Raw genomic sequence first — 18,827 nt, 5'->3', positions numbered from 1 at the left:
GTGAATGCTCCTTTCAGGACGCGAGTCGTTCGATCTGGGGCGCCAGGTCTTTTTGCGGAATGACCACCTGGACCAGCACGGTCTCGTCGATCACCAGCAGTTTGAGCAGCAGTTCGCGCAATTCACCCAGGGTCGAGACCTTGTAGCCCTTGGCGCCGAAACCCTGGGCCAGGGCCAGGTAATCCCAGCTGGGCAGGATGTCGAACGCTGCGAACTCGCCGTGTTCCTTGAAGGCGTTGATGTTCACAAAGGCCTGCTCGATGGCGTAGACCTCGTTGCTCATGACGAACACCACGGCATTCACGCGATTGCGCACCAGGGTCGACAGCGACTGGCACATCATCATGAAGCCGCCGTCGCCGGCGACCACCAGCGGCCGGCGCTGGCCACCCATGGCCACTCCCAGGGCACAGCCGGTCTCGTGACCGAGGGAACCCCAGATGGCATCGGCGACAAAGCTGTTCTCGGGCATGCCCATGATATTGCTGGCGGCGTACAGCGCCGAACTTTCACCGAGGATCAGCGCGCTGTTGTCCCACAGGCGTTGCTCCCGGGCGAAATCGGCGAGGGTGTCGAGGAACCGCTCGTAACTCAGGGGCGTGTCATGGTCGGTTGCCTTGAGCAGCGGCGAGAGTGGTTCGCGCGGGCGCAGGGGCAGCGGGAAATCATCGTCCAGGCCGAGTGCGCTGGTCAGCGCGGTGAGGTACTGCGGCAGCGGAACATGGGGGTAGTACTGCAAGCCGGTGCGGGCCAGCTGGGTGTTGACCAGGATGATCTGGCCGAAATCCTTCTTCAGCAGTTGCAGGTAGTCGTCGGTGAAGATGACCCCGAGGGCCAGGATGCAATCGGTCTGGTCCACCAACTCCTGGGTCCACAGCCGTGAGGCGGTGCCGGCATAGGTGCCGATAAATTGCGGGTGGTTCTCGTCGACAACGGTCTTGGCTTCCAATGAGGTGGTGAACGACAGGCCGCTGGCTTCGATCAGGTGCAGCGCCTGCTTTTGCAAGCCGAAACGGGCGATCTCGATGCCGAGCATGATCAACGGCTTTTTCGCCTCGCGCAGGCGTTGCACCGAGGTCTCGACCGCCGCTTCCAGGGACAGCAGATCGCAGGCGGCCGGCACGGGAGACAGTTCGCCGACGGGTTCCTCGCAAGGTTCGCCCCAGACGTTCTGCCAGGCTTCCAGGTAGATCGGCCGGCGCTGGCTGATGGCGGCGACCAGCGCCCGGTCGATCAGTGCCGGTGCGGTACGGCTGTCATCCAGCAGTTCGCAGGCGACGGTGATGTTCTCGAACACCTTGCGCCCGACGTCCAGGTCGCCGGTGGAGTGATGGAACAGGACGTCCGCCGCCCAGATGATCTGGCGATTCTTCGCCGACGGACTGGCACTGATAACCACCACCGGGTTGCGCTCGACATAGGCGCCGGCAATGGCATTCACCGCGCTGAAGGTGCCGACACCGTATTGCAGCGATACCGCGCCGATCCCGGCATAACGGGCGTAACCGTCGGCGGCGTAGGCGGCACTCATTTCATTGACTTCGCCGACCGGCTGGATATCGGCGGACTTCTCCAGGGCATCCATAAATCCCGACACATAATCGCCGGGGACCTGGAACACCTTGTGCACACCCAGTTGAAGGAGTCGTGCCAGCAGGTAGTCAGCGACAGTAAAGTCTCTACGTATTGCCATGGTCGATCCCCTTATAGGCAAATTGAGTCACTTCATTCAGGGTGTCCGCGCAGTCCTTGCAGGCCGGGCGCTGGCCCGGTTGCAGGGCACAGCCGTCGGGTGTCGGCACTGGCAGCAGGGCGTAGTGCTTGGGTAACCAGGTCGGACGCTTGAGCCCGAAGAAGTCCTGGAGTGTCGATTCGGCCACGGTCAGGGCGCCTTCGACCCAACCCTGGCCATAGGAGTAGGCCTCGCCGACGATATGGATCTGCTGGTTTTCCACCGGCCGGCGCATGCGGCAGATGATCTGGTCGAGCCGGTAATTGGCTTTCCATTCATGCCAGCCGCCGCCGTACGGATCGGCGTCCCAAGCGTGATAGACCGCCGAGTAGGGGCGCGGCAGTTCCACCTGGTCATGGACCTGGGTGACCTGCATCTGCGCTACCCGGACCATTTCGTCGCTGACGGTGAACTGGGTCCTGGGCACCACCGGTTCGGCCTTGAGCAGGCCGGCCAGGTTGACAGGCGTGTGGCCAACAAAGGGCGCACCGCCTTCCAGGCCTTTCCAGAACGGTACGGTGCCGATGTCGTTGTAGGAGGCCATCAGCAACGAGTTGAGCGTCGGTTCGCCGCCTTTCTGCTCGCATTCGGTGCCCATGTAGTAGATCTGCCGCACCGGCAGGTCGGTGACCGAACGCCCGGCCACCAAGCCGAGGGCGCGCCACCAGGGTTGCTCGTAGGCAAGGAAGAGTTTGAAGGCCGATTGCACCAGCACCGAGCCGAGATTGTCCTTGAGCCAGGGATCGCTGAAGAACGGCGAGTCGATCAGTTCCAGGGACCGGCGGGGCATGGCCAGGATGATTTTCTTCGCCTTGACCACGGACTGGCCGCCGCTGTCGCGGGTACTGCCGTCCACCGTGGCGGTGGCCTGGAAGTGCAGGCGGTAGGGGAAGTCGGCGTCCTTGGCGTAGCTGATGGCGGTCAGCCGCTGGTTCATCTGTACCCGCTGCTTGCCCGGCAGTTTTCCGGGCAGCTTGGCGAACTTTGCCGCCAGGGTCAGGGGCAGGCTCTGGAAACCCTTGGTCAGGGTCAGGAACTCGGTGGTGTCCTTGTATTCGGTGGCCGGAAGCTGGGTCACGGCGCTGGCGTTGGCGACATTGGCGTCATAGCCGCCGGCATCCTTCATGAACTGGTAACCCTCATTGCTCATCACCCGGTAGAGCAGGTCCCAGAAGCCGTACCGCCAGATTTCCTTGCCGAACACGCTGACCTGCATCTGCTGGCACAGGTTGAGTTTGTCGAAGCCGGGGTAGACGTAGTTCATCACCTTGACCTGCAAGTCCTCGGGGCAGAAGCCGCGCTCGGACCAGGCCAGGTCGTAGGGGATTTTTTCCGGGGCTTCGACGAAGTCGCGATAACGGAAGCGCTTGCCGCGCAGGTAGAACAGGTTGTTCTTCGAATAGACCGGCTTGGGCGCGCCCATGGGGAAATCCTGGCTGGGCAGCTTGAGGTGCTTGACCAGGCTGTCCACCACCACATGGCCGTCAGGGCCCGGGATGTAGCGCATGCCGCCGACCTCGGCGACCACATTGGGCAAGCCTGGCAGGGTGATACTGAACAGGCGTCCGCCGATCCGGTCGCTGTATTCGAACAAGGCAATGTTTTGCGTATCGCCATGAACCTGTTGCAGACGCCAGGCGCTGTAGCAGCCCGAGACACCACCGCCGACCACGGCCACGTCAAGTTCCAGTTCTTGCGACTTCATGGCGAACTCCTTTTCGAGGGGAAAGAGGAACTGCGAATTCCGTTCGCGCGAAGTATTGTCGAGTTTTGCCGAAATGCCAGTTTGCCACTATGGCTTTTCGAATTGGCCGGGCTCGGACCGAGCAGTCGAAGCCTTGGTCGCGACCGGGCTCTCTGGCACCGCTGAATCGACCCTCCCCTCAGGCGGGATGTTTTTCCCGGATCAATCGAAGTCAGGTTGATTTCCTGGGAATAAGCCTTCTCTGATTAAACGTTTTAAACTGGATAAGTTTTAGTAATTGTTTCTGTCTGGTCGATAAGTTGAATGGCGTGGTAATTTTCATAAGATGTTCGGCAAGGAATATGACTGAATGGATCTCTCAACGTTAATGCATCACCGTCAAATGGATGTGGCGGTAGGGTCAGGGGCGCGTCTGAGGGCACTTCTCAAGGAGTGTCATTTAACGGCAACTGATTTTGCGCTCTATTGTGGTGTCAAGGCCCAGCATGTAAATAATTGGTTTAATCGGGGTGTGCCGTTGCGGCGGCAAGAAGCGATTGCCGCTTTGTTATCGGTCAATGTTCGCTGGCTGCGTGAGGGACGGGGGCTCAAGTATCCGGAACGGGACGATAAAAAGCAGCAGGTCGATCGGGTTGTTTGTGACAAGGTGTCCTGGGGGACGGAAGTAAAGAGTACGTCTGTCCGCTGGGTGCGTATGCTCGGCGATAATATGGGGGGGAGAATTCCTGGTGGGGCGCTTGTTGCATTTGAACCTTCGCTGGCGAAGATTGAAGAAAAGACAGTGTGCGTATTTATGCTCGATGGCGTACAGCGGGTAGACTACCTTTATCCGGAGCCGAATGGGAGCCTGGGTCTATTTCGCTACAGCGACGCCAATACTTCAAAAGACAATAACAGCCAAGTGAATGATGTGAAGCCGATCGTTGAAGTGTGCGGTCGGGTGTTGGGATGGGTGATGCTCGATGCACTGGCTTGAATGAAGACCCATGACGGCTTTCAAATCAGGCCGTGCAAGGCTGCCCTCGCCACCGCGGCGGTCTTGTTGGCGGCCCCGAGCTTCCGGATGGCGGCGCCGATGTGAAAATTTACCGTACGCTCGCTCAACTGCAGCAGTTGGGCGATTTGCCCCACGGTCTTCCCGAGGGCGGACCATCTGAGTACCTCGACCTCCCGCGGTGAAAGTTTGTGGGGGCTGTCGAGGGACAATTGTATATCGGTCATGATGATATGCAGTAAGTTGCATAGCCAGATGGCATGGTTCGATTTTTCATGAAACTCTTCGAGTGAAAGCGCCGGGGCCGTTCGCGCGATGCTTAGAATGCTTTTTCGACTGAGGGCGTCATGGGTGGATTGGGACAGTCCGTGGGCCAGGCCATGATTTTTTTGTTGCTCTCGAAAGTCGGGGTGCCTGATAAAGGCCTCGTCCGACCACAGCAGGGGGAGCAGTGAATGCTGGCAGTGCAGGGTGATCGGATCGATGGACTGGAAGTGGCGTTGTTGATAGAGCCTGTTCCAGGCAGGAGGATAGTTGTTGTGTGATTGGGCAGAACCGCACAGGGGTGAGGGTGAAGTGTAGAAGGTGTAGGCATAGTGCTTGAAACCAAGTTGCCGAATCAGAAGTTCTGTCGCCGCGAATAGCGTTTCAGTGTCCTTGATATAAGGCAGGTCTCGCAGTAATTGGTCTTTCCAGTACTTCATTGTTGGGCCTTGAGTTGGAGGGAGGTGTAGATTTTAAGGGGTCGAGTTTAGATAAAAGCGGGGCTTATACAAGCAGGGTTGTTGAATTTGGGAAGCGGCTGGATAGTGCTGTTTATAAGTAAACGCTTTTCGGCTATTTGTCGCTTGAAATGTTGATCGCTGGTCTTCGGGGAAGCGGACGCTTCATACGATATGGGGGAAAGCCCGAGCCCTACGGTTGAAGCCGGTCGCCGCGGTAGACAGGCAGGCAGAGACCAGCGCCGACGGCGGCCAGATCACTGACCGCCGACAGGATCAACAGGTGTGGGAGGAAGCGGGGAATCAGGTGGCCGGAGTGCTGACGAAAATCTCCAGGCGCTCGGCATAGGCCGTGAATTGTTCGAGGTGCGGATAGTGTGCCGCCAGGCATTGCTCGGGGAGCATCATCTTGCTGAAGCTCCAGGCAACCGCCAGGCTGATGCCTTCCTGACGAATCGTGCCGTCTTGGGGCAGTTGCTGGCGTGACAGTTCGTTCTCGATCTGCGTGTAGGCGGCTGCCAACTGGCCGCCAACCCGTTCCAGCCAGGGACCATGCTGTTTCTCCGCGGGACGCAGATTCTTCTCATAGACGATCTGCACCGATTTTTCGCAGGCGGCCAGGGCCAGCCCGATCAGTCGCAGTCCGCGCACCTGCTCGGCCAGGCTGGCATAGGCCTGGCCGGGACCGGCGATCAGCGCCAGGTACTCGAGAATCAGTCCGGAGTCCATCAACACTTCACCGCTGTCGCAGACCAGGGTCGGGGCCTTGACCACCGGGTTGATCTGCGCAAAGCGCTCGAAGTCACGAAACACCGAGACCGACTGGTGTTCGAAGGCGATGCCCAGGTGCTTGAGGGTGATGGCGACCCGGCGCACGTAGGGAGAGTCCAGCATACCGATAAGCTTCATTGATCCTGTCCTTTTGATGCGGTGAAGGGAATCCTGGCAGCCCCTGGGGCTTGAACCGGTTACTGTGCTGGACACGCAACTATCCCGAGGCTCCATGAAGAACGCCCTCTCGATCTGAAGAAAGGAGCACTGTCTCGTTCACGGCCAAGGAGGATTGAGTCCGGACCCAATACTAGTTGGCTATCGCGTTGAGTTTCAAGTCACCAGCTATGCTCCTGTATGACCGTCATTGAGTACGAGCGAGGCCTGCCATGCACGCTGTCAAAACTGCCCTCGTGTTGGCTGGAGGTGGGAGCCTCGGCGCGGTCCAGGTGGGCATGCTCAAGGCCCTGGTGGAGGCCCGGGTGAACTTTGACCTGGTGATCGGCGCGTCGGTCGGTGCCATCAACGGCGCCTACTTTGCCGCACGGCCCACCGCGCAGGGGGTGGCGGAGCTGGCGGACTTCTGGCGCAGTTTGCGCAAGGGCGATGTGTTTCCCCTGTCGTTACTCGATACCCTGGGGGCGCTGATCAATCGGCGCGGCTTTCTGTTGCAGGCCACGGCGCTGGAGCGACTGGTCAAGCGAGCGTTGCCCGTGGCACGGATCGAAGACACGGTCCTGCCACTGCATATCGTCACCACCAACCTGCTGACGGGGGCCGAAGAGCTGTTGTCCAGCGGCAGCGCGGAACAGGCGCTGCTGGCCAGTGCGGCTATCCCGTTGGTATTTCCTTGTGTGAGGGTTGGCGACAAGTTGTTGATCGACGGTGGTGTGGCGAGTAATACACCGATTGCCAGCGCGGTCGACCTGGGGGCCAACCGCATCGTGGTGGTGCCGACGGGCTTCGGCTGCGCCTGCCCACAACCGCCGGCCGGCCTGGTGGCCCTGGCGCTGCACACGTTGAACCTGATGAGCATGCGGCAATTGGTGCGGGATATCGAACTCTACGCGCACCGGGCGGGTATTCACGTGGTAGCGCCTTTGTGTCCCTTGGGGATCTCGGTCTTTGACTTCAGCCAGACCGACGCCCTGTTGCAGCGTGCCTATGAACAAACCTGCATCTGGATCGAGGAGGGCGGGTTGGTTCGTACCGGTGTGCCCGATTCATTGCAGGCCCACACTCACCCCTCGACGCACGGGCATTGAGGGGTAACGCCGGTTACGGCTTGAGCCGGTCGCCGCGGTAGACACCCAGGCAGACGCCCACGGCGACCACTACCGGCAGAATCAGCGCCCACAATCCCCAGGCCAGATAGAGCAGGGCGGCGCTGACGCAGCCTGAGGCAAAGGCCAGCAGCGTCGTGCAAATCGGTTTCAGACGTTGTTTGATCACGCTCCGTTGCTGGATGTCCCGCTCGGTCCACAGGGCAAACACATCGACGGCGAACTGGGTGACGTTGCCCGTCATCAGCGTGGTCGGCGGGGTGCCTTTCATATGCTGGCGGGAAATGGCGTTCTGAATCGCCATGGCGGTGACCCCGGTCATGCCGGTGATCAGCGCCGTCGTGCTGTCGCCGTCGATAAAGGGGCCCCAGAAAATCGCCAGGAAAGCGAAGGCGGCCAGTATCAGCGTATGGGTCACCAGCAGCAGGCGCAGCGGCGTCAGCCCCCGACGATGGATGGCCACCGCGGCCAGGTGCGTCAGCCCCACCACCAGCACGAATACCGGTAGCGCGATCAGCTTGGGCAGTGCGCCTGAGGTGCCATGGACAATGCTCACCCCCAGGGTGACGAAGTTGCCGGTGACGTGGGCGGTGAACAGCCCTTGCAAGGCGAGGAAACCCAGGGTGTCGACGAAGCCGCCGTTGAAGCTGAGGGCCGGCCCTACGCTGGGGTGCAAGGGGGATTCCATGGCATGTCCTCTCTGGTTCTGGCGTCGTGGGCACCGGATGGAGTCAGACGGTAACTCGCCGCTTGTCGTTGATCAAGGTCGGACGGCTGAAACCTTGGATGGAAAATTTCATGGTGAAAGTCGCGTATGAAGTGCCTGGCGTCATAAAAATTCGCTACGCTCGAACACCTCAGCGGACTTCCCAAGGATGTGGTGCATGCGCGTACTTCAGAGCAATCCCCAGGACGATTTTCGGGTCAAGGCCTACGCCGGGACCAGTGGCGTGTTGCTGGCCATCGACCTGGCCGAATCGCGGCGGGCCGGCCTGCTCGGTTTTGCCATCGAACGCCAGGAAGGCAGCGGGCCCTGGGAGTTCCTGTTCAACAGCCTGACGTTCCCCGGCAAGGAACACACCTTCCCCCAGTACCACGCGACCCCGAGCAATCTGGCACCTTTGCAGAAATTCCGTTGGGCCGACTACAACGTCGAGCCCGGCAGCACCTGCAACTACCGGGTGCACCTGGCCTACGGCACGCCTGATGCGCCGCAACTGGGCGAATCGCTGGCGGTGACGGTGACCACCGACAATGGCCTGCCCAAGGGCCAGCGGGTGATCTTCAACCGTGCGGTGGCGGCCAGCCAGGGCTTCGAACGCAAATTTCCGGATCTGGACAAACTGATCACCACCCAGAAAAACCTGCCCATCGAAGCCTGGCCCGATGCGGCGCGGCTGTGGTTGGAAAACGGCCTGCTGGAAGAGTTGCTGGGTTTTATTGCCCGTGCAGCGGATGTGCAGTGGGGCCTGGATATCGCCATCTACGAGTATCAGTTGAAAGCGATAGTCGATGCGGTGAACGCGGCGCAGCAGCGCGGTGTGCGGATTCGCGTGCTCTACCACGCCAAGGTCGGTGATGAGGACACCACCCTGAACGAGCAGAGCCTGGCGCCGATTCCGGCCGAGAGCAAACGGGGTCGGGTCACCAGCAATATCTTCCATGACAAGTTCATCGTGCTCAGTCAGCGCGACGCCGGTGGCGAGTACCGGCCTGAAGCCGTGCTCTGTGGCAGCACCAACTTCACCGCCAATGGTGTCTATCGTCAGGCCAACGTGGTGCACGTGCTTGACGACGTCCGCCTGGCCACCGAGTACACCCAGGTCTTCGAGGAGATCTGGGCGGCGCCGGCGGATGTGGTGGCGACCCGCAAGTGGATCACCCAGAACAATCCCATGGACCCGAGCCAGCCGCTGTTCGCCGGGTTTTCCCCGCGTACCGGACAGGGCGATCTGAAGGAGTTCGTGCAGATCATTACGGCGGCGCAGAAGGATGTGCTGTTCGCCACGGCCTTTGCCTTGCCCCAGGAAATCCTCGACGCCTTGCTCGGCAAGCCCCACGACGATGTGCTGCGTTTCGGCTTGCAGAACACCGCCAGCAGCATCTCCGGGATTCATGCCGATCGGACGGATGATTTCGTGGCCACGGCGCTGCTCAATACCGGCCTGGAGGGCTGGATCAAGGAGGGGCTCCTTGGCCAGAAGGGCAACCTGCTGGTGCATACCAAGGCCATCGTCACTGACTTCACCACCGACGCGCCGACCATTATCAGTGGTAGCCACAACCTCAGCGTCGGCGCCAGCGATGGCAATGACGAAAACTACCTGGTGATTCGTGGCGATACCGATCTGGCGGATCGTTATGGCCTGGAGATCCTGCGCTTTTATGAGCACTACCGGTTTCGCTATTACGCGAAGAAGCTGGAGCTCAAGCAGGTCCAGCCGCTGTCGCCGGACAACAGCTGGAGCGATGGGTATTACAAGGATGGCGATTTGAAGATGCTGTCTCGGTTGCGGTTTGCCGGGCGCTAACGGGATCAGGCGCTCAGGTTCTTCATCGCCGCGCGATACTGCTTTGTCCTTCGACCGATAAACAACCGATCCAGCACCAGCGCCCACACCGCCGAAACCTCGGGGTGAGGGCGCTTGCCCTTGCTCAGGCGCTGCAGTTGGAACTTGACCACCGCCATGTTCGCCAAGGCCGCCAGCGGCTTTTTCTTCCAGTGGATCGGTGGCAATTGCGGATGGCTGTCGCGGCCTTCGCGCCAGTGTCGGGGCAGGTGCGGTTCCACAGCCAACGCAGTGCCGATACCGGCCATGGCGATGCCGCTGTCCAGCACCTGTTCGACGATGGGCAAGCGCCGAATGCCGCCGGTGACCATCACCGGCATTTTCGCCACCTTCGCCAACTCGCCGGCCATTTCCATGAAGTAGGCCTCGCGCGCCAGGGTGCGACCGTCCCGTGCTTCGCCCTGCATGGCCGGAGCCTCATAGCTACCGCCTGAAAGCTCGACCAGATCCACCGGCAAGTCGTTCAGCCATTCGATCACCTGGCGGGCATCGTCAGCGTCGAAGCCGCCGCGCTGGAAGTCCGCCGAGTTGAGTTTGATCGCCACGCAAAAGTCCGGCGAGACAACGGCCCTTATCGCCTTGACCACCGACAGCAACAAGCGGGCGCGATTTTCCAGCGAGCCGCCCCAACGGTCGCCGCGCTGGTTGCTCAGCGGTGAGAGAAACTGGCTGATCAAGTAGCCGTGGGCAGCATGGATCTCTACACCGGTGAATCCCGCTTGCTCGGCGAGACGGGCGCTGTTGGCGAAACGGCCGATCACCTCTTCGATATCCGCTTCGCTCATGGGGCGAGGTTCGGCGAACATTTTCGAGAAGCCGCCCATATCCAGCGCCACCGCGGACGGTGCCCAGGCGATCTGGCCGAGATTGGCCATGGTCTGGCGCCCCGGATGGTTTATCTGCATCCAGAATTGCGCGCCCTTGGCCCGGCCAATGGCGGCCCACTGGCGGAATTTTTCCAGGTGTTTTTCATCTTCCAGCACCACACCGCCCGGGCCGGTCATGGCGCGACGGTCGATCATCACGTTACCCGTCAGCAGCAAACCCGGTTCACCGTCGGCCCAGGCGCGGTAGAGTTCCATCAACTGAGCGGAAGGCGCGTTATCCAGGTCAGCCATGTTCTCTTCCATGGCGGCCTTGGCGATGCGATTCGGGATCTGTACGCCGTTGGGCAAGAGCAGTGCTTGAAAGGGGGACATGCTTGACTCCGGGGTAGTGGGGAGTTCAGGCTAAGCTTAAACCTAACTTTAATGTCAAGCGTCCATTCGAGGCCTCTTATGAAGATCGGTGAACTGGCCCTGCGCAGTGGCCTGGCGGCGTCGAAGATCAGGTTTTACGAAGCCCAGGGGTTGATTCGCAAGGTACAGCGCCAGGCCAACGGCTACCGTGAGTATCCGGCCGAGGTGTTGCAGACATTGTCGATCATCCAGTGCGCACAGCAGGCGGGTTTCAGTCTCGAGGAACTACGGGCGTTGGTGCCGGTGGCCGAGACCGGGGGCTTGGGCCATGAGGTCATGGTCGACAGCCTGGAGCGCAAGATCGATCAGATCGAAGCCATGCAGGCGCGCCTGGCCCATAGCAAAATGCAGTTGTTGGGGATCGTCAATAGCATCCGCAACCGACCCGATGGGGTCAGTTGCACGGAAAACACCGAGCGGGTATTGGCGTCGATCCAGTCCCCGCAACCACGGCTACCACTGTAAGGGCTTCTAAATTGGGCGGCTGAATAATTTCAGTGCCCGTGCGACGAGCCCCGTACGGATTTATTCCCTGGCCAATGAATAAGAGCGGCTGGCGGGCAGCGGATGGCGCATCAAACTGCCCACCACCAACGCCCCTGACAACGCCAGCAAGCCCGCGACCCAGAGCACCGTGGCAAAGCCCCCGACGAAGGCTGCGCGAGCCAGAGGCTGGACCACCTGGCGTGCGGACTCCGGCAGCGTTGCCATGGCCGCCGGCATATCACCGGCGACCACCCGCGAGGCAATCGCCCGGGCCTGATCGAGCCAGGGCGCGGCCTGGGTGGCGAGGCTGGCCTGGAGCAATTGCTCGGTATGGCTGGCGAGCAGGGCACCGAACACACCGATGGTCAGCATGATCGCGCTGAAGCGCATGGTGGTGCTCATCCCCGAGGCCATGCCGGCCCGTTCCCGGGGTACGCAGGCCATGATGTTTTTCTGGGTGTCGCCGTTGAGCAGTCCGGCGCCGGCACCGGTCACGGCAATCGCCAGGGCAAATGGCAGGTAGTTGCCACTGCCGACCGCCCAGGCACTGAGCAGGTTGCCGCAACCGACCAGGGTCAGGCCGCTCGCCATCATTGTCGCCGGGGCGAACCGTGAGGCCAGTCGAATACCGATACGCGGGCAGATCAGCATGGCCAGGGCGAAGGGCAACATGCCCAGGCCCGAAGCCACGGCGGAAAAGCCCAGGCCGTTCTGCAGGTAGAACGGCAGCAGGGTCATCATCACCTGGGCGCAACCGGCATAGGCGAACATCCCCAGCAGGGCACCGATAAAGCGCGGGTGGCGGAACAGTTGCAGGTCGACCATCGGCCGTTGTTGCACCCGTTCGACGAACACGAACAGGCCCAGCAGCGCAGCGCCGCCCAGCAGCCGGGTGTAGGTCAGCGGGCTGTTCCAGCCGATGCGATTGGCCTCGATCAAGCCCCAGATCAGGCACAGCAACGCGCCGCTGAAGGCCAGGCTGCCCCAGGGATCCAGGCGCGCCGCCTGGCTGTCCCGGGATTCCGGCACGGCGTGGCGGACCATCGCCATCAGCAGCAGGCCCACCGGCAGGTTGAGGTAGAAAATCCAGCGCCAGCCCAGGTACTGGGTAATCAGCCCGCCGAGGGTTGGCGCGGCGGTCATGGCGACTCCCATGCAGGCACCCCAGAAGGCCCAGGCCTTGGCCCGCTCGGCCTCGTCGTGAAAGACGTGGCCGATGGAGGCGAGGGCGGAGGTCAGCAACAGCGCGGCACCGACGCCCTTGATGGCGCGGGCGATATCGAGGAACAGGCTGTCGGGTGCGGCGCCACAGCCCAGTGACGCGAGGATGAACAGGGTCAGGCCCCAGAGCAGGGTTTTGCGTCGGCCGAAGCGGTCGGCGATGCTCCCCGCCGGCAGCAGCAGGGCGGCGAAGGCCAGCATGTAGGCACTGACCACCCATTCGATATCGGCGAAGTTGGCCCCCAGGTCGCGGGCAATGCTGGGCAGGGTGACGGCGACGATATTGGTATCGAGGACAATCAACGAGCAGACGCCGGAGGCGGTCAGCAGTGTCAAGCGTGGGCTGACCCGGCTCATGGCTGGGCCTGCGACGGCAGGGCGGCGATGGCGGCCAGGGCGATTTCATCGTCATGGGCCGGGGTGTCGGCGCTGATGCCGATGGCGCCGATCACCTGGCCTTCGAGGCGAATCGGCTGTGCCCCTTTCATCATCACCAGGCCGGCGCTGAGGGCGGCCTGGCGTCCGCCGTTGACGGCGTTTTCCAGATCGCCCGACGGCCGTTTGAACAGCGCCGACGTTCGGGCCTTGCCTTCGGCCAGTTGAATACCGGCCACTACGGGGGCGCCGTTCATGCGTTCGCCGAGGACCGGCCAGCCGCCGTCATCGACCACCACAATTGCGCAGGGCCAGCCTTTTGCCGTGGCTGCCTGCTCGGCGGCCTCGAGCAGCGTACGGGCCAGCCCCAGGTCAAGGATTGCCTTGTGGGCAATGGCGGGTGATGAGTCGGCTGTTGCCACCAACGGCAGGCTCATGCAGACAAAAAACAATGGAATAAGGGATTTGACGCGCATGGTACAAGCTCTCTACTGTGGCGGTAGAAGCAGCTTATCGCGGGCTGTACGCGACCTTGTTAGGTGGGCTTCGGTACTTCATTACCTTTGAGCTAATGCCTGTATGGAAATTCGTCATTTCCGCTATTTCCTGGCGGTGGCCCGGCAACGCAATTTCACCCGGGCGGCCGAGCAGCTGGATATCGCGCCGCCGACCCTTAGTCGACAGATCCAGGATATGGAGGTCGCTCTCGGCACCCGGCTGTTTTTGCGTGGGCAGCGCGAGGTCACCCTCACCGAAGCCGGTGCGGCACTGCTGCCGGAAGCCGAAGCAACGGTACGCCAGTTCGAGTTCGCCCAGCGCAATGCGCAGCGGGCCGGACGCGGTGAAGTCGGGCATATCGAACTCGGTTATGTAGCCTCGGCGGTGTATTCCGGGGTGCTGCAGCGCCAGGTCAAGGCCTTCGGCCGGGAGTTCGCCGAGGTCAGCCTTACGGTGCGCGAAAGCCCGATGGCGGTGCTGCCTGGGTTGATCGCCGAGGGACGTTTCGATATCGGTTATGTGCGCTCGCCGATGTCCTTGCCCGAGGGCGTGGATGCGGTGCGCCTGAACGCCGAAGGGTTTGTGCTGGCCGTGGCGGACGATGCCTGGTTGTGCCGTCTGAAACAGATCGGCACCGAACATTTGCAGAATGAAACCTTCATTCTGCCGGAGCAGATCAGCGGCACCCTGCAGGTCGCCGCCCAGGGTGGTTATGCGCCGAAGCTGGGGCCGCAGCCCGGCGGGCTGGTGGCGGTGATCGCGGCGGTGTCCCTGGGGCAGGGCGTGGCGGTGGTGCCCGAATCGGTGGTCGGCCATGTGAACCTGCCGAATGTGGTGTATCGACCGATCCACGGCTGCGAGGTAAGTTCCTGGTTGTCGCTGATTTATCGGCGTTTTGAAAAGGCCCCGGCGGTGGCGCGTTATATCGAGCGGGTCAAACGTGAATCTCCGGGAGAGAGGGCTTGATCAGGCCTGAGACCGGAGCGACTTACGCCTGATCGGCTATCATCGATTAGGCGACCAGCACGTCAAATAGTGTTGGGCCGGTCGAGCCTGCGCATAATCGATACAGCATGCCGTTGGTCGGTCTTCCCTGGGCGCTGACCTATACGTCGGGCAGGTCCTCCTGAATAATGGCCAGTAGCCAATATTCCACCGTGCACTCGCAGGGAAGCAGGTACAATCCGCCGTTTTTTCACCGAGTTCGGGCATTGCCCGGTTCGATGTTTCAGAGATTCGCCATGCTCATTGGTAGCTATTCCTCCGCGCTGGTCTTCATGTCCCTTTGTGTGGCGATCCTGGCCTCTTATACCGCGCTGGATCTGGCCGGGCGCATTGCCACGGCCAGCGGACGGGCGGTGTACCTGTGGATGGCCGGCGGTGCCATGGCCATGGGCGTGGGGGTATGGTCCATGCACTTTATCGGCATGCTCGCGTTCAAGCTGCCGATTGCCTTGGCCTACGACGGCCCACTGACGTTGCTGTCACTGCTGATTGCGATTCTTTCCAGCGGCTTTGCCCTTTGGCTGGTCAGCCAGCCCAGCCTGCCGGTGGTGCAATTGGCCCTCGGCGCCCTGATCATGGGGGCTGGCATCAGTGCCATGCACTATTGCGGCATGGCGGCACTGCAGATGCAGCCCGGTATCGATTACGACCCGACCCTGTTCGGCGCCTCACTGGTGATTGCCGTGGTGGCCTCGGCGGCGGCCTTGTGGATCGCCTTTCACCTGCGGCGCAGCACACCCTATGTGCGCCTGGCCCGTAGCGGTGCGTCGGTTGTCATGGGGTTGGCGATTGTCGGCATGCACTACACCGGCATGGCGGCCGCCAACTTCAGCCAGGGCAGTTTCTGTGGCGCGGTGGGCAGCGGGTTGTCCGGTAAGGGGCTGGACAATCTGGTGTTGGTCACCAGCCTGGCGGTGCTGTCCATCGCCCTGTTGACCTCGCTGCTCGATGCCCGACTCGAAGCCCGGACCGCCATGCTGGCCAATTCGCTGAGTCAGGCGAACCAGGAACTCATCCATTTGGCGCTGCATGACACCCTGACCGGCTTGCCGAACCGTGTGCTGCTGGCGGACCGGATCGACCAGGCGATGCACAAGGCCACGGACGAAGGCGGTTGCTTTGCGCTGATGTTTATCGATCTGGACGGCTTCAAGCCGGTCAACGATGCGTTCGGCCACCACATGGGCGATCAGTTGCTGCGCGAAGTCGCCCTGCGCCTGCGCGAAGATCTGCGCGGCCAGGACACCCTGGCGCGCATCGGTGGTGATGAGTTCGTGTTGCTGGTGCAGTTGGCCGAGCCGGACGATGCGCTGCAAGTGGCGTCGCGTCAGGTCGGCCTGATCTCCCGGCCGTTCCGGGTGGGCGACCACGACCTGCTGATCTCCGCGAGCCTCGGCATCGTGCTGTTCCCGGGCAACGGTCAGACCGCCGAAGAATTGCTGATGAACGCCGACGCGGCGATGTATCACGCCAAGGGGGCGGGCAAAAACGGCCACAGCTTCTTCGATGCCTCGATGAACAGCAACGCCCGCAAGCAGTTGCAACTCTTGCAGGACCTGCGCCAGGCCTTGGAACAGCAACAGTTCCGTCTTTTTTACCAACCCAAGTTCGACGCCCTGAAGGGCACACCGATCGGCGCCGAGGCTCTGTTGCGCTGGGAGCACCCCGAGGAAGGGTTGTTGCTGCCGGACAAGTTCATCGCCCTGGCGGAAAAGACCGGCCTGATCATCCCCATCGGCGACTGGGTACTGAACGAAGCGTGTCGGCAAATGCGCTTGTGGTATGAGCAGGGCTACCAGGACTGGCGTATCGCGGTGAATCTCTCGGCCCTGCAGTTTTGCCATGTGGGCCTGGTCGACAGCGTGGCCAACGCCCTGGCCCGGCATCAGTTGCCGGCCAACAGCCTGACCCTGGAGATCACCGAAACCACGGCCATGAGTGACGCCGATGCGAGTATGGAAGTGTTGCAGAAGCTTTCGGACATGGGCGTGGACCTGTCCATCGACGATTTCGGCACCGGCTATTCGAGCTTGATGTACCTCAAGCGCCTGCCGGCCAACGAGTTGAAGATCGACCGTGGTTTTGTCCGCGACTTGGAGCATGACTCCGATGATGCGGCGATCGTTTCGGCCATTGTCGCCCTGGGCCAGGCGCTGGGGTTACGGATTGTCGCCGAAGGGGTGGAAACCGACATGCAGCAGAACTTTCTCACCCGCCTGGGGTGCGACTCCTTGCAAGGCTACTTGCTGGGGCACCCCTTGCCGGCGGAGAAATTCATGGCTGATATCGGCCGGCTCGAACGTCAGGCTGCAAGCTAGGCCTCGGCACCACCCAGGCTTTCACCGCTTTTGTTGCGCATCATGACCGCGGCCAGGCCCGCACCCAGCGCGGCAAACACCGCGCCCACCAGAAAGGCGCTCTGATAGCCGGCGTTGAGGGCCGAGAGTGCCGACACTCCTGCTGCCAGATGCGATTCGGTACGCGCCGCGGCCAGGCTGGCCAGTGCCGCCAATCCCAGCGCGCCACCCATCATGAAAGCGGTATTGACCACGCCGGAAGCCAGCCCCGACTCGGACGGCGCGACGTCATTCATCGCCGCCAGCAGCAACGGATTGAAGGCAATGCCCGCGCCCAGGCCGAGCAATAGCATGCCCGGGAGAATGTCGGGCAGGAAGTGGCCGTCGACCGGCGCCTGGGCGAACAGCAGCAGCCCCAGGGTCGCCAGCGCCAGCCCGACCGCCAGGGGCAGGCGAATGCCGAAACGCATCACCAGCCTGGCCGAGATACCCAGGGAAAAGACCGCCATGATCAGGTTCGCGGGCAGGAACGCCAGTCCCACCTCCCAGGGCGTGTAGCCCAGCACCAACTGCATGTACAGCGCCGACAGGAAGAACCAGGCGAACATCGCGGCGGCCCAGAGCACGCCGATGATATTGGCGATGGCCAGGTTGCGCAGGCGGAACAGGCGCAACGGCATCAGCGGGACTTTTACGCGGGTCTCGATGACCAGGAAGGCCAGCAGCAGGCCGACGGCAATCAGCAGTTGCGCGACGGTGCGCAGTGATGTCCAGCCCATTTCGTTGCCATTGACGATGGCGTAGACCGCCAGCATCAGCGAGGCGGTCACGCTGAGTGCGCCGGCCACATCGAGGTCGCGGGACGGGTGCTGGTTGAGGGTTTTCGAGAGCAGGCGCAGGGACAGTGCGATCACCACCACGCCGATCGGCAGGTTGACCAGGAAGATCCAGTGCCAGCTCAAGGTGCTGGTGAGCACGCCGCCGAGCAGGGCGCCCAGGCTACCTCCACCGGCACAGACAAAACCGTAGACGCCCATGGCCTTGGCCCGGTCGGCCGGTTCGCTGAACAGGTCCATGATCAGCGACAGGGCCACGGCGGTCACCACGGCGGCGGCCAGGCCTTGAAAGGCCCGGGCCCAGATCAGCGTTTCCTGGTTGTGGGCCAGGCCACAGGCCAGCGAGGCGAGGGTGAAGAAGCCGATACCGAGCAGGAACAGGCGTCGATGGCCGTAGAGATCACCCAGGCGACCGCCCAGCAGTAGAAAGCCGCCGAAGGTCAGCATATAGGCGTTTACCACCCAGGCGAGGGAGGTTTGCGTGAAGTGCAGATCGGTCTGGATCGACGGCAGCGCGACGTTAACGATGGTGGTGTCGAGCACGATCATCAGTACCCCGAGGCACAGGACGATCAAGGCGAGCCAGCGGTGGTCCGACCCGGCGATGGGGGAGTCAGGTGCTGTCATGAGGGCTTCTCGTGTGAGGGCCGGGGAGTTTAGGTCGCGGGCAGAGCATGGCTCAATAGAGAGATTGTAGGGAGGTTGTTAAGGGCTCAGGGATCGGAAAGTGGATGTCGAAGGCCATGCCGCCCAGTACGTCTGATGAAAAGTCCGTCTGCCCATGCTCAGCAGATCCAGGAAACGCCGATCGCACAGCAGCGTCTGGCTGAAGCCGATCCAGTGGCTGAAGGTCTGGTTACCGAGCAGGGCACCTTATATGGAAAAAATGAAGTGTCTGGTTTTATGTTTTTGTATTGCTGGGCCTTGTTGTTAGAAGTGGAATGATTTAGGTGGTTTTAATGTTTTTGGGAGTTACATGTGATCTTATTCTTTATGTAGACATTTCCTACGTGCTGCTGTGGTTTTTTCCATTGTGAACATAGCAATCAACTTCTAAGCTTGTTTGGTGATTAGGAAAAATCGCGTTTTCTTGT

At 61.6% G+C, this 18,827-nt stretch carries 16 protein-coding genes; 7 read left to right on the top strand and 9 right to left on the bottom strand.

Annotated features, from left to right (window positions below):
• Positions 1 to 13: 13 nt before the first annotated feature.
• Complete coding sequence (locus tag M5B42_RS13070) at positions 14 to 1,693, bottom strand: thiamine pyrophosphate-binding protein (protein WP_248746077.1); 1,680 nt, start codon at positions 1,691 to 1,693, stop codon at positions 14 to 16.
• Positions 1,680 to 3,437 carry an FAD-dependent oxidoreductase gene (locus M5B42_RS13065; RefSeq protein ID WP_248746076.1) on the bottom strand — a complete coding sequence of 586 codons (1,758 nt, stop codon included), beginning with the start codon at positions 3,435 to 3,437 and terminating at the stop codon, positions 1,680 to 1,682. The genes M5B42_RS13070 and M5B42_RS13065 overlap by 14 nt, the downstream gene beginning before the upstream one ends.
• 349 nt (positions 3,438 to 3,786) lie before the next feature.
• Between M5B42_RS13065 and M5B42_RS13060 the strand changes: the two genes are divergently transcribed.
• Positions 3,787 to 4,413: a helix-turn-helix transcriptional regulator gene (locus M5B42_RS13060; RefSeq protein ID WP_248746075.1), complete on the top strand. Its 627-nt coding sequence runs from the start codon at positions 3,787 to 3,789 to the stop codon at positions 4,411 to 4,413.
• A 20-nt stretch (positions 4,414 to 4,433) separates the two neighbouring features.
• Here the strand turns inward: M5B42_RS13060 and M5B42_RS13055 are convergent, their stop codons facing one another.
• A complete protein-coding gene (locus M5B42_RS13055) occupies positions 4,434 to 5,135 on the bottom strand; it encodes a LuxR family transcriptional regulator (RefSeq protein ID WP_248746074.1) in 702 nt (233 codons plus the stop codon).
• A gap of 321 nt (positions 5,136 to 5,456) precedes the next feature.
• Positions 5,457 to 6,062, bottom strand: coding sequence for a glutathione S-transferase N-terminal domain-containing protein (locus M5B42_RS13050; protein WP_177098683.1), 606 nt, complete (start codon positions 6,060 to 6,062; stop codon positions 5,457 to 5,459).
• A 251-nt stretch (positions 6,063 to 6,313) separates the two neighbouring features.
• On the opposite strand from M5B42_RS13050, the gene M5B42_RS13045 reads away from it, so the two are divergent.
• Positions 6,314 to 7,189 (top strand): patatin-like phospholipase family protein, encoded by an 876-nt coding sequence (locus M5B42_RS13045; protein WP_177098682.1) that lies wholly within the window; start codon positions 6,314 to 6,316, stop codon positions 7,187 to 7,189.
• A 13-nt stretch (positions 7,190 to 7,202) separates the two neighbouring features.
• Here the strand turns inward: M5B42_RS13045 and M5B42_RS13040 are convergent, their stop codons facing one another.
• Entirely contained in the window at positions 7,203 to 7,895 is a 693-nt protein-coding gene (locus M5B42_RS13040; protein ID WP_248746073.1) for a YoaK family protein, read from the bottom strand.
• A 196-nt stretch (positions 7,896 to 8,091) separates the two neighbouring features.
• Here M5B42_RS13040 and M5B42_RS13035 point away from each other — a divergent pair, with 196 nt between their 5' ends.
• Complete coding sequence (locus tag M5B42_RS13035; protein WP_248746072.1) at positions 8,092 to 9,738, top strand: phospholipase D-like domain-containing protein; 1,647 nt, start codon at positions 8,092 to 8,094, stop codon at positions 9,736 to 9,738.
• A gap of 5 nt (positions 9,739 to 9,743) precedes the next feature.
• Here M5B42_RS13035 and M5B42_RS13030 read toward each other — a convergent pair whose 3' ends face one another.
• The gene (locus M5B42_RS13030) at positions 9,744 to 10,976 is read right to left on the bottom strand and encodes an NADH:flavin oxidoreductase/NADH oxidase family protein (RefSeq protein ID WP_248746071.1); all 1,233 of its coding nucleotides are present in this window, start codon (positions 10,974 to 10,976) and stop codon (positions 9,744 to 9,746) included.
• Positions 10,977 to 11,054: 78 nt separating this feature from the next.
• On the opposite strand from M5B42_RS13030, the gene M5B42_RS13025 reads away from it, so the two are divergent.
• A complete protein-coding gene (locus M5B42_RS13025; RefSeq protein ID WP_103497014.1) occupies positions 11,055 to 11,480 on the top strand; it encodes a MerR family transcriptional regulator in 426 nt (141 codons plus the stop codon).
• A 60-nt stretch (positions 11,481 to 11,540) separates the two neighbouring features.
• Here M5B42_RS13025 and M5B42_RS13020 read toward each other — a convergent pair whose 3' ends face one another.
• Together M5B42_RS13020 and M5B42_RS13015 are read right to left on the bottom strand one after the other, a co-directional pair.
• Complete coding sequence (locus M5B42_RS13020; RefSeq protein ID WP_248746070.1) at positions 11,541 to 13,079, bottom strand: MFS transporter; 1,539 nt, start codon at positions 13,077 to 13,079, stop codon at positions 11,541 to 11,543.
• Positions 13,076 to 13,534 carry a heme-binding protein gene (locus M5B42_RS13015; RefSeq protein ID WP_218171169.1) on the bottom strand — a complete coding sequence of 153 codons (459 nt, stop codon included), beginning with the start codon at positions 13,532 to 13,534 and terminating at the stop codon, positions 13,076 to 13,078. Before M5B42_RS13015 ends, M5B42_RS13020 begins: the two co-directional genes overlap by 4 nt.
• 142 nt (positions 13,535 to 13,676) lie before the next feature.
• On the opposite strand from M5B42_RS13015, the gene M5B42_RS13010 reads away from it, so the two are divergent.
• Both M5B42_RS13010 and M5B42_RS13005 read left to right on the top strand, forming a co-directional pair.
• Positions 13,677 to 14,561, top strand: a complete 885-nt coding sequence (locus M5B42_RS13010) for a LysR substrate-binding domain-containing protein (RefSeq protein ID WP_248746069.1) — start codon at positions 13,677 to 13,679, stop codon at positions 14,559 to 14,561.
• 275 nt (positions 14,562 to 14,836) lie between these two features.
• The gene (locus M5B42_RS13005) at positions 14,837 to 16,918 is read left to right on the top strand and encodes an EAL domain-containing protein (RefSeq protein WP_248746068.1); all 2,082 of its coding nucleotides are present in this window, start codon (positions 14,837 to 14,839) and stop codon (positions 16,916 to 16,918) included.
• On the opposite strand, the gene M5B42_RS13000 is transcribed toward M5B42_RS13005, so the two are convergent.
• Complete coding sequence (locus M5B42_RS13000; protein ID WP_248746067.1) at positions 16,915 to 18,360, bottom strand: DHA2 family efflux MFS transporter permease subunit; 1,446 nt, start codon at positions 18,358 to 18,360, stop codon at positions 16,915 to 16,917. The genes M5B42_RS13005 and M5B42_RS13000 overlap by 4 nt on opposite strands.
• A gap of 135 nt (positions 18,361 to 18,495) precedes the next feature.
• On the opposite strand from M5B42_RS13000, the gene M5B42_RS12995 reads away from it, so the two are divergent.
• Positions 18,496 to 18,678 (top strand): hypothetical protein, encoded by a 183-nt coding sequence (locus M5B42_RS12995; protein ID WP_248746066.1) that lies wholly within the window; start codon positions 18,496 to 18,498, stop codon positions 18,676 to 18,678.
• Positions 18,679 to 18,827 lie beyond the last annotated feature (149 nt).

The sequence above is a fragment of the Pseudomonas sp. MWU12-2037 genome, from assembly GCF_023242345.1.
Taxonomy (GTDB): Bacteria; Pseudomonadota; Gammaproteobacteria; order Pseudomonadales; family Pseudomonadaceae; genus Aquipseudomonas; species Aquipseudomonas gingeri_D.
The sequence above is the reverse complement of the archived record's forward strand: the minus strand, read 5'-3'. Positions and strand labels throughout refer to the sequence as shown.

Coding starts and splice junctions, on each gene's coding strand:
- M5B42_RS13030 (WP_248746071.1), bottom strand. CDS start 10,976: ATGTCCCCCTTTCAAGCACTGCTCTTGCCCAACGGCGTACAGATCCCG.
- M5B42_RS13005 (WP_248746068.1), top strand. CDS start 14,837: ATGCTCATTGGTAGCTATTCCTCCGCGCTGGTCTTCATGTCCCTTTGT.
- M5B42_RS13015 (WP_218171169.1), bottom strand. CDS start 13,534: ATGAGCCTGCCGTTGGTGGCAACAGCCGACTCATCACCCGCCATTGCC.
- M5B42_RS13045 (WP_177098682.1), top strand. CDS start 6,314: ATGCACGCTGTCAAAACTGCCCTCGTGTTGGCTGGAGGTGGGAGCCTC.
- M5B42_RS13050 (WP_177098683.1), bottom strand. CDS start 6,062: ATGAAGCTTATCGGTATGCTGGACTCTCCCTACGTGCGCCGGGTCGCC.
- M5B42_RS13065 (WP_248746076.1), bottom strand. CDS start 3,437: ATGAAGTCGCAAGAACTGGAACTTGACGTGGCCGTGGTCGGCGGTGGT.
- M5B42_RS13040 (WP_248746073.1), bottom strand. CDS start 7,895: ATGGAATCCCCCTTGCACCCCAGCGTAGGGCCGGCCCTCAGCTTCAAC.
- M5B42_RS13010 (WP_248746069.1), top strand. CDS start 13,677: ATGGAAATTCGTCATTTCCGCTATTTCCTGGCGGTGGCCCGGCAACGC.
- M5B42_RS13070 (WP_248746077.1), bottom strand. CDS start 1,693: ATGGCAATACGTAGAGACTTTACTGTCGCTGACTACCTGCTGGCACGA.
- M5B42_RS13060 (WP_248746075.1), top strand. CDS start 3,787: ATGGATCTCTCAACGTTAATGCATCACCGTCAAATGGATGTGGCGGTA.
- M5B42_RS13055 (WP_248746074.1), bottom strand. CDS start 5,135: ATGAAGTACTGGAAAGACCAATTACTGCGAGACCTGCCTTATATCAAG.
- M5B42_RS13035 (WP_248746072.1), top strand. CDS start 8,092: ATGCGCGTACTTCAGAGCAATCCCCAGGACGATTTTCGGGTCAAGGCC.
- M5B42_RS13000 (WP_248746067.1), bottom strand. CDS start 18,360: ATGACAGCACCTGACTCCCCCATCGCCGGGTCGGACCACCGCTGGCTC.
- M5B42_RS12995 (WP_248746066.1), top strand. CDS start 18,496: ATGAAAAGTCCGTCTGCCCATGCTCAGCAGATCCAGGAAACGCCGATC.
- M5B42_RS13020 (WP_248746070.1), bottom strand. CDS start 13,079: ATGAGCCGGGTCAGCCCACGCTTGACACTGCTGACCGCCTCCGGCGTC.
- M5B42_RS13025 (WP_103497014.1), top strand. CDS start 11,055: ATGAAGATCGGTGAACTGGCCCTGCGCAGTGGCCTGGCGGCGTCGAAG.